This is a genomic window from Mariniflexile jejuense (genome assembly GCF_042675665.1).
GTDB classification, from domain to species: domain Bacteria; phylum Bacteroidota; class Bacteroidia; order Flavobacteriales; family Flavobacteriaceae; genus Mariniflexile; species Mariniflexile jejuense.
Window position 1 is genome coordinate 2,636,344 of sequence record NZ_JBHTJI010000001.1, and the last position, 10,441, is coordinate 2,646,784.

Here is a 10,441-nt window from a genome sequence, read left to right on the forward strand (position 1 = left end):
AAAATTATTTATTGCGAATTTCAAAAAAAAACATCATTATTTTTAAAGATAACGTATATTTGTATCGTAAAATTGTATATTCAATAAATTTGACACATTTTAATGGTTGTTATTTAATTACGATAAAGTGCAAACAGAGTTATCCAATCAAGTTTATTTAACAAGAAAACAATTATAAACACATGATAAATCCATACTTTTTTACTACAAAAACAAATAATTTATGGATATTGTATCTCACCCTTTTAAAAAAATAAATAAAACTAATGAAAAGTAATGTTGAAGCTTTTTTAGATCTTGTAAAAGAACGAAATGGTAATGAACCAGAGTTTTTACAAGCAGTAGAGGAAGTTGCAGAAACTGTAATTCCTTACATCGTTGAACACGATATATATTATGGAAAAAACATTTTGTTAAGAATGGTTGAACCAGAACGTGTAATTACATTTCGCGTTTGTTGGGTTGATGATGCTGGCGAAATACAAGTAAATAGAGGTTATAGAATTCAAATGAATTCTGCCATTGGTCCTTACAAAGGCGGTTTGCGTTTTCACCCAACCGTAAATATGAGTATTTTAAAGTTTTTGGCTTTTGAACAAGTGTTTAAAAATAGCTTAACTACATTACCAATGGGTGGTGGAAAAGGCGGTAGTGATTTTGACCCTAAAGGAAAAACTGATGGCGAAATTATGCGTTTTTGCCATGCGTTTATGAGTGAATTATGTAGACACATAGGTCCAAATACAGATGTTCCTGCGGGTGATATTGGTGTTGGTGCCAGAGAAATTGGTTTCCTTTTTGGCATGTATAAGAAACTAAAAAATGAGTTTACTGGTGTTTTAACTGGTAAAGGATTGTCTTGGGGTGGTTCATTAATTAGACCAGAAGCAACAGGTTATGGTACCGTGTATTTTGCACAAAAAATGCTTGAAACTAAAGGAAAAGACTTTTCAGGCAAGCACGTTGTAGTTTCTGGTTCTGGTAACGTAGCGCAATATGCTGTTGAAAAATGCATTCAATTAGGGGCAAAAGTGCTAACAATGTCCGATTCCTCAGGATATATTTATGATGCAGAAGGTATTACGGCCGAAAAATTAGCGCATATCATGGATATTAAAAACGTAAAAAGAGGTAGAATAAGCGAGTACTTAGAAACATATTCAAACGCTAAATTTGTAAAAGGAAAAACACCTTGGGAAGTAAAATGTGATATTGCATTACCATGTGCAACACAAAACGAACTAAATGAGGAAGATGCTAAAATGCTTTTAAACAATGGTTGTATTTGTGTAAGTGAAGGCGCAAATATGCCATCTACAATTAAAGCGGTTCATGCATTTCAAAAAGCCAAAATATTATATGCACCTGGAAAAGCATCAAATGCTGGAGGTGTTGCTACATCTGGTTTAGAAATGACGCAAAATTCATTGCGTTTTAATTGGACCCGAGAAGAAGTAGATTTAAAACTTAAAGATATTATGGCTAACATTCACGATTCTTGTACTAAATACGGTAAAATGGATGATGGGTATATAGACTATGTAAAAGGTGCAAATATTGCTGGATTTGTAAAGGTAGCCGATGCTATGTTGGCTCAAGGTATTGTTTAGATAAGTCTAATTAAATTTAAAAAAGCTTCCTAAATTTAAAGAAATAGGAAGCTTTTTTGTTTTATTGCATATTATTTTAAACTAAAACTCGTTAGTAATAAATATATTTGAGCATTAAAATTATAGTATGTTTAAAAAAACCATATTAATTATAATTCTATTATGTCCTTTATTTCATAATGCACAAGATTTTTCTACACTTTGGCAAGGGCATTTTTCATATAACAATATTAAAAAGGTTGTACAGGGCAATACTAAAATTTATGCAGCTTCAGAGAATGCTGTGTTTAGTTATGACACCCAAACTAACGAGATAAAAGAACTAAGTACTATAAACGGTTTATCGGGTGAAACAATTTCAACTATTTATTACAGTGAAACCTACCAATTACTAGTTATTGGCTATGAAAACGGACTGATAGAAGTTGCTTTTGATGATGATGATAAAATTTTAACAGTAGTTGATATTGTAGAAAAGCCAACCATTCCACCTACACAAAAAAGAATAAACCATTTTAATGCTTTTGGTAGTGTGGTTTACATTTCAACAAACTACGGAATTTCAGTTTTTAATTTAGAACGGTTAGAGTTTGGCGACACCTATTTTATTGGTAATGGTGGAGGTCAAATACAGGTAAATCAAACCACCATTTTTGGTAACTATATTTATGCAGCATGTTTTGGCGGAAACGGTATTAGGAAAGCGTTGGTTTCAAGCCCAAATTTAATTGATTATCAAAACTGGCAAATTATTGTAAATGGCGATTTTAGTGCCATTGAAACTGTTGAAAACACCTTGTATACAGTCAATACAAATAGGCAAATTTTTCAAGTAATAAGCGATGCTTTAAGTAATGAGTTGTTTCAGTATGGTAATACTCCTTTAGAAGTAAAAAATGTGGAAAATAATTTAATTGTTACAACATCAAATAATGTGTTTGTTTACACTAGTACTTTTGTGCCAATATCTCAAGTAGCAATAAGTTCAGATTTTTTAACTGAATATACGTCTGCTTCAACCGATGCTAGTTTTATTTATTTAGGCACAACCAATTTTGGCATTTTAAAAACGCCTATTGCAAATCCAAATACTTTTGAAGAATTACACCCAGAAGGTCCAATATTAAATACCCCTTTTTCAGTTAATGCGCAACCAAATGGCGTGTGGGTTACTTTTGGTGAATACGATTTGTTTTTTAATCCTTATCCATTAAACAGTCGCGGGTTTAGTCACTTAAAAAATAAAAAATGGATTAATACGTCTTTTGAAGAGGTTTTAGATGCTAAGTGTTTAAACACCATTTCGGTTAATCCAGCAAATAACAATCAGGTTTTTATAAGTTCTTTTTTTAATGGGTTATTAGAAGTTAATGATGAGATTCCAACCAAACTATATAATGAAAAAAATAGCGGTTTAGAGTCTTTAATACTTGCCTCAGACCCAAATTATATTGATATTAGATTAGGGTCAACAGTTTTTGATAATAATGGATTATTATGGACAATTACAAGTGTAATAGATAAGCCTTTAAAATCTTTCAATCCGTTAAATAACACATGGAAATCTTATAGCTTTAGTGATATTATTCAAAGTAGAAACCTAGGATATAGTGATATGGTAATAGGTTCTGATGGAACAAAATGGATAGCTAGTTATGAACATGGTTTTATTGGATTTAAAGAAAACGGCAGTAATTTTTTAATAAAGAATATAAAATCTGAAGAAAACAATATGCCGTCTAATTATGTAAGAGCACTGGCAATTGATAAACGAAATCAACTTTGGATAGGTACTTTTAAAGGCTTACGTGTTTTATACAATACATCTAATTTCTTTGAAGATACTGTTGAAGTTGACGATATTGTAATTTTAGAAGATGGCATTGCCAAAGAATTATTATTTCAGCAGTTCATAACATCTATTGAAGTAGATGGTTCTAACAATAAATGGATTGGAACAGGCGATTCTGGCGTGTTTTATTTCTCTTCCGATGGGCAAAAAACCATATACCATTTCACAACAGATAATTCACCATTACCATCAAACATTATAACCGATGTGTCTATTGACGATGTAAACGGTATTGTATACATAGCTACTACTAAAGGTTTGGTATCATTTAAATCGGGTGCTTCAAGTCCATTTGAAAGTTTAAAAAACGCCTACGCATACCCTAATCCTGTAAGGCCAAACTTTAATATTGTAGATCAAAAAGTAAAAATTAAAGACATTTCAGAAAATGTAAATATAAAAATAACCGATATTGAAGGTAATTTGGTTGCCGAAGCCCAATCAAGAACCAATCAGCGTTATAGTGGCTACAATCTTGAAATTGATGGCGGAACCGCTTATTGGAACGGAAAAAATTTGGCTAACAACGTTGTAGCTTCTGGTGTGTATTTGGTTATGTTATCCGATTTAAATTCCTTTGAAACAAAAGTTTTAAAAATAATGGTGGTTAGATAATGCTTATTTCTACAAATGCAATTGTACTTTCCAAATTAAAATATAAAGACAACGACCTAATTGTAAAATGTTATACAGAGCAGTTAGGTGTTGTTAGTTTTTTGTTACGTGGCGTTTTAAAAAGCAAAAAATCAAGTACAAAAGCAGCTTATTTTCAACCCTTATCACAATTACAATTAAGCATAGTTTACAAGCAAAATAGGTCGTTACAAAGCGTTTCAGATACTAAAATGAATCATGTATACGTAAGCTTACACACACAGGTTTTAAAAAGCGCTATTGTTATGTTTTTATCTGAGGTGTTATCTAGTACATTAAAAGAAGAAGAACCAAACGAAACGCTTTTTAGCTATTTAGAAACCACTTTGTTATGGCTAGATGAACAATCAGAATTTTCAAACTTTCATTTATTATTTCTTTTAAATCTATCAAAATATTTAGGATTTTATCCAGATACAGATAGTATTGATGCGCCATACTTCAATTTAAAAGAAGGTCGGTTTGAACCAAACCAATATGGCGATTATAGTATTTCTGGTGATAATTTAATGCTTTTAAAACAGCTTTTAGGCACAACCTTTGATGCATTACAAGAAGTGAAAATAAACTCAAAACAACGTCAATCATTTTTAAATATGTTATTGCTGTATTTTGAATTACATTTAGGTAGTTTTAAACCACCAAAATCACTACAAATATTTAGTCAAGTTTTTAATTAAGCTATGAAGTATTTTTACGCTATATCATTTTTGTTTTTTGCTTTTATTCAATTAGAAGCTCAAAATATTAAAGTGCTTAACAGTGTAACCAAAGAGCCTATTTTTGGTGTGGCTATTTACAATATAGATAAATCTAAAAGTGTGGTAACCAATTTTTTAGGTGAAGCTTCTTTAAATGAATTTTCAGATACCGAAACCATCTATTTCAAACATTTATCGCACGTACTTAAGCAACTTACTAAAAAGCAATTAACAACTTCAAACCGTGTTTATTTAGAATCTAATACCGAAGGTCTTGAAGAAATTGTTATTTCTGCTTCTAAGTTTGAGCAAAACAAACGCGATATTCCACAAAAAATCATAAATATTAATGCGGAAGCTATCCAATTTGTAAATCCGCAAACTAGCGCCGATTTGTTAGAAAACACAGGGCAAGTTTATGTACAAAAAAGCCAATTAGGTGGCGGAAGCCCAATGATTAGAGGTTTTGCAACCAATCGCTTATTAATTACAGTTGATGGCGTTAGAATGAACAATGCCATTTTTAGAGGTGGTAACTTGCAAAATGTTATTTCTATCGATCCATTTTCAATACAAAATACCGAGGTTACACTTGGCGCAGGTTCTGTTATTTATGGTAGTGATGCTATTGGTGGTGTTATGAGTTTTTACACCCAAAAACCACAAACAGCCATAACCGATTCACTGCTTTTTAAAGCGAATGTTATTTTGCGATATGCAACTGCTACCAATGAAAATACGGCGCACATCGATTTTAATCTAGGTTACAAAAAATGGGCATTTTTATCCAATATTAGTTATAATAAATTTGACGATTTACGCATGGGTAGCCACGGACCAACCGATTATTTACGTCCGGAATTCGCACTTGCTACCAATACAGGCGATCTTATTATACAAAACAGCAATCCTTTGGTGCAAAAAACTACCGGTTACCAACAACTTAATTTGATGCAGAAGGTGTTTTTTGAACCCTACAAAAATCTTAGTTTCGATTTAGGATTGTTTTACACAACAACATCCAATTATTCTAGATACGACCGATTAATTCGATACAGAAAAGGTATATTACGTTCGGCTGAGTGGAATTATGGGCCACAAAATTGGTTTATGTCTAACCTCCAAATTACTAAATTAAGTAGCAATTCTAATTTGTATGATAAGGTAAAAGCTACCATGACCTTTCAAAATTTTCAAGAAAGTAGAATGGATAGAGATTTTAAATCTAGCATACGAAACATACGTGAAGAAGCTGTTAATGCCTATTCATTTAATTTAGATTTTGAAAAAAATATAGGCCTAAAAACCCAATTTTTTTATGGGTTAGAATATGTTTATAACCTAGTAAAATCTTTTGGTGAAGAAGAAAATATTAGCTTAAAAACGAGCATTCCAACCGTTTCAAGATATCCAAATGGGTCTAGTTGGCAAGCCGCCGCAGCATATACAAGTGTTAAATATAAACCTAATTTAAAATTTGTATTTCAATCTGGTTTACGGTTTAATTATGTACTATCAAATGCAGATTTTTCCGAAAACAATCAGTATTTAAATTTACCATTTACTACTTCAAAAACCGAAGCTTCAGCACTTACAGGAACCGCAGGCATCCGTTGGTCGCCAAATAGCATTTTACAATGGAAACTAAACGCATCATCAGCATTTAGAGCACCAAATATTGATGATATAGGTAAAGTGTTCGACTCCGGACCGGGTTCGGTAGTAGTACCAAACAACAATTTAAAACCAGAATATGCGTATAGTGGCGAATTAGGTGCAAAACTAGATTTTAATAACACTTTTATTTTAGATATGAGTACTTATTACACCTATTTAGATAATGCCTTAGTACGCCGTAATTTTTCTTTAAATGGTGAAACTGAAATTATGTACGATGGCGAATTAAGCAATGTGCAAGCCATACAAAACGCTTCAAAAGCTTGGATTTATGGGTTTGAAGTAGGAATGAAGTTAGCCATTTCAAAACAATTAAAACTAACTTCGCAATACAGTATTGTTGGCGGTACTGAAGTTGAAGATACTATTGAAGTTCCCGTTAGGCATGCTGTACCAAATTTTGGAAACACCCATTTAGTTTACACCGCAAGTAATTTTAAATTTGATGCGTTTATGGTTTATAATAACGAATTAGCATTTAATCAATTAGCGCCTTCTGAAATTGAAAAAGACTACATCTACGCCTTAGACGGCAACGGAAATCCGTACAGCCCATCATGGTACACATTAAACCTTAGAAGCCAATACCAATTAACCGAAAATACAAGCTTAACCGCTAGTTTAGAAAATATTACAGACCAACGATATAAAACCTATTCATCTGGAATTGCGGCAGCAGGAAGAAACTTTATTTTGGCTTTAAAATATAGTTTATAACGCCATTATAAGCAGGAATTAAAATCTTTAAATTGGAACTAAAATTGTGAAATGGCTTCGTTTCTCGCTATAACGAAAACTAAAAAGCCACTAACAAACAAATAAGTTTTAAAATTATTCGTGTATTAGTGGCAATATATATGTTTGTAAAATTACTGTTTAAACGATTTTTTAGAAATTACAGCACCGTTTGAAAGCTCTACTTTAGCAATAAACATACTGTTGTTTAAGTTAGAAAGTTTATACGTTTCAGAAGTTGAATTTCCTTTGAAGCTGTATAACTGTCTGCCTAACATATCAAAAATAGTAACGGTTTTAATATTTAAATTGTTTGAGGTATTAAATTGAACATAATCATTTTGCAACGCAACAATTTTAAGCGTGTTTTTATTTAAAAGTACATCTTCAATAGCCAACGCTTGGTTACTAAAACTAATTACAAACCTATCGTTAAATTCGCCAATACCAGAGGTAAATGCATAATCGGAGGCTGATAAATTATGTACTTTATTTAGTAAGTTGTCTTTTAAATAAATAGTGTTGCTATTTAAAAAATTGCCTTCCAGTTGGTCTATTGATAGTTTGAATAACGTAGCAGCATTTACAGTAGATTTAAAACCAAGTTTTACAGTTTCATTTTCATTTAAACTATTAACATTTTTAGCTTGTATAGCAAATTTTTTAGTTGAACCTTCAATTTGTGAGTATAACGAAATAGGAGTATTATAAGTTGCTATTTTAAAAGCATCATAATATTCTCCATCATCAGCATTTGAAGCACCATCAACATAACCAACCAAAATTTGATTAAATAAGCCTGTATCAGATGTTACATTTAGCCATAATTTATTGGCAGCAACCGTATTAGATTTTCCTTTTGTATTGGTGTTTTTGAAAAACTGACTGTTATCGGTAGCACCTTTTACACGCATAGCATTATTAAAAATTACGTTACCAGTATTAGTTGGTCTAGCTTCTGCGAATGATATAAAAAAACCTTGTCCAGAAGGAATATATGCGTTAGGAGTTATTAAATCTCCTCCAGCAGAACCTCCTGTGCCATTAAACATAGCATAATCAGTATTAGAAAAATTAGAAGTTTCATTACCATTTGCAGCATTAGATGGTGGTGTGTTTTGAGACCAATAGTAAATAGCACCTTCTAAAGTTCCAGTTGGATTTGTGGTTGCATTGTATATGTTTTGTGCAAAAAATGAAGCAACACTTATTGCCGATGGATACGGGTTGCCAATAAAATTCCAGTTTTTGTCTAGAGCAGAACCATCATTTCTATACACAGGAACAGATATTACACCATTATTAAACTCTCCTTCAAAAACATAATCAATTTGGTTACCTGGGCTAGAAGCAAAAATATCTGGGGCGTGTGTTGAGGCATAACCAACTCCAGGCACCATAAGTGTTGCACCACTAAGCCCTTTCCAATCATCACCATTATCATCAATATCATCTTGTCCTGCAACAGTGGCATTGTTATTTCCAGTTTCAGCTGTGGCATCTAAAAAGTTTTGAGCAGTAAACGAAAAGCGTCTGTAAATGTTAGATTCTTCTAAACCACCACCAATTGTTTCATTAGAAACAGGCGAACTCCAATAGGTATATTCATACCATGCATTTGCAGGTGCAGACTTTTTTATAACAAACATCTCACCACTGTTGCTTACAGTACCAGAATCATTAATTTGAACAACAGCACCATAAGGTTGTACAGCAAAAATACCATTTGTATCTACAGTTATATCATTTTTTGCTTCAACAAATGTATTATTTGCAACTAGTAAATAACCTGTATTTGTTACAGTTACAGTACAAGCATTAATATTCCCGTTTATTGATGTGTCGTAAAAACTATTAATAATTGCATTGGTATTAATATTTGGCGTTCCATTATCCCAAGAGCCAGAAGACCAAGTGGTTGTGGTTGCGCATGGTATTGATGATACTGAACCACCAATAGCAAGGTCGTTACCAGCTAATCTGCCAATTGAAAATGTGCCTGTTGATCCAGTTGCACCCCATCCATAAAGTCTAAAAGTAATAGTCGTACCAGAAGCAACATTTTGTAAAGCAGGTATTGTTGATAAGTTAATTTGAGTTTGTGCTACACCTGTAGCAATTGTTGATGTATACGAAATAGGTGTTCCAATATCAGTAAAATTAATACCATCAATACTATATCTCCAAATGAAAGCATCTGGACCAGTAATCGATCTTCTAAAATTGGCATCAAGTGTGCTTAATGAAACTTGAAAACCACTAGAAGCCGAAACTTGAAATTGTATATATTTATTATTTGTTATAGCACCTGCTTGTGTTCCACTAGCGGTAAAATTAGTAGATGAAAAAGCATTAGCAGCTGGAGTGCTAGGTACACTCAAACCAACACCACGGCTTATTGTTGATGTATTTAAATATGTGGCACGTGTGGTTGCATTAACTGTAGTTTCACTTCCAAGATTGCCATTCATTTCCCAAGCAACTATTTGCCCAAACCCAAAATTAACAGCACAAAAAAGGCCTAATAAAAGTGAGAGTGGTTTTAAAAAGGTAATTTTTTTCATGGTGTTAAGTTTAATTTGTACTAAGTACTAGTAGGTTTGGTTTTATTAATTTTTTATAATTGTTATTACTGTTTCTATTGTTATTTTTGAAGCATGCAGCCACCAAAAAAAACATATACGCTACAAGAAGCTACCAAAAAACTAGAGCATTATTGTGCGTACCAAGAACGTTGCCATAAAGAAGTTGTGCAAAAGCTTACCAGTATGTACATGATACCAGAAGCGATTGATGTAATTGTGGTACACCTTATTCAGCATAACTTTCTAAACGAAGAACGTTTTGCTAAAACATTTGTAAGCGGTAAGTTTAAAATTAAGGCTTGGGGCCGACGCCGTTTAACTTTTGAATTAAAGCAAAAAGACATAAGCAAAGTTAATATAAATCAGGCACTTGCAACGATATCAGAAGATGATTACAACGAGTATTTTAATTCTTTAGCCGAAAAAAAGGCAAATTCAATAAAAGAGCGTAACGTTTTTAAGAAAAAAAAGCAGTTTGTTGATTACTTTTTATACCGTGGTTGGGAAAGCCATTTGGTGTATGATAAGGCTAATGAACTTATTAAATAACCATGGGATAGCCCGCGTTAGGGGTTGTAGTGGAAAGCCCACAGTGAGTGACGATAGGAACGAGCGAGGACTTGGAAC

The 10,441-nt window shown here is 32.5% G+C and carries 6 protein-coding genes; 5 read left to right on the plus strand and 1 reads right to left on the minus strand.

Going from position 1 to position 10,441, the window contains the following annotated elements; translation table 11 throughout:
• The first annotated feature begins 266 nt into the window (after nucleotides 1-266).
• The 4 genes from gdhA (at nucleotide 267) to ACFQ1R_RS11320 (ending at nucleotide 7,211) form a co-directional block, all read left to right on the plus strand.
• The gene (gdhA, locus tag ACFQ1R_RS11305) at nucleotides 267-1,610 is read left to right on the plus strand and encodes an NADP-specific glutamate dehydrogenase (protein ID WP_379926280.1); all 1,344 of its coding nucleotides are present in this window, start codon (nucleotides 267-269) and stop codon (nucleotides 1,608-1,610) included.
• 127 nt (nucleotides 1,611-1,737) lie between these two features.
• Nucleotides 1,738-4,077, plus strand: a complete 2,340-nt coding sequence (gene porZ / locus ACFQ1R_RS11310; protein WP_379926281.1) for a type IX secretion system anionic LPS delivery protein PorZ — start codon at nucleotides 1,738-1,740, stop codon at nucleotides 4,075-4,077.
• A complete protein-coding gene (gene recO / locus ACFQ1R_RS11315; protein WP_379926282.1) occupies nucleotides 4,077-4,796 on the plus strand; it encodes a DNA repair protein RecO in 720 nt (239 codons plus the stop codon). Before porZ ends, recO begins: the two co-directional genes overlap by 1 nt.
• 3 nt (nucleotides 4,797-4,799) lie before the next feature.
• The gene (locus ACFQ1R_RS11320) at nucleotides 4,800-7,211 is read left to right on the plus strand and encodes a TonB-dependent receptor (RefSeq protein WP_379926283.1); all 2,412 of its coding nucleotides are present in this window, start codon (nucleotides 4,800-4,802) and stop codon (nucleotides 7,209-7,211) included.
• Between the two features lie 152 nt (nucleotides 7,212-7,363).
• Here the strand turns inward: ACFQ1R_RS11320 and ACFQ1R_RS11325 are convergent, their stop codons facing one another.
• Nucleotides 7,364-9,793: a hypothetical protein gene (locus tag ACFQ1R_RS11325; protein ID WP_379926284.1), complete on the minus strand. Its 2,430-nt coding sequence runs from the start codon at nucleotides 9,791-9,793 to the stop codon at nucleotides 7,364-7,366.
• Between the two features lie 93 nt (nucleotides 9,794-9,886).
• Between ACFQ1R_RS11325 and ACFQ1R_RS11330 the strand changes: the two genes are divergently transcribed.
• A complete protein-coding gene (locus tag ACFQ1R_RS11330) occupies nucleotides 9,887-10,363 on the plus strand; it encodes a regulatory protein RecX (RefSeq protein ID WP_379926285.1) in 477 nt (158 codons plus the stop codon).
• Nucleotides 10,364-10,441: the final 78 nt, after the last annotated feature.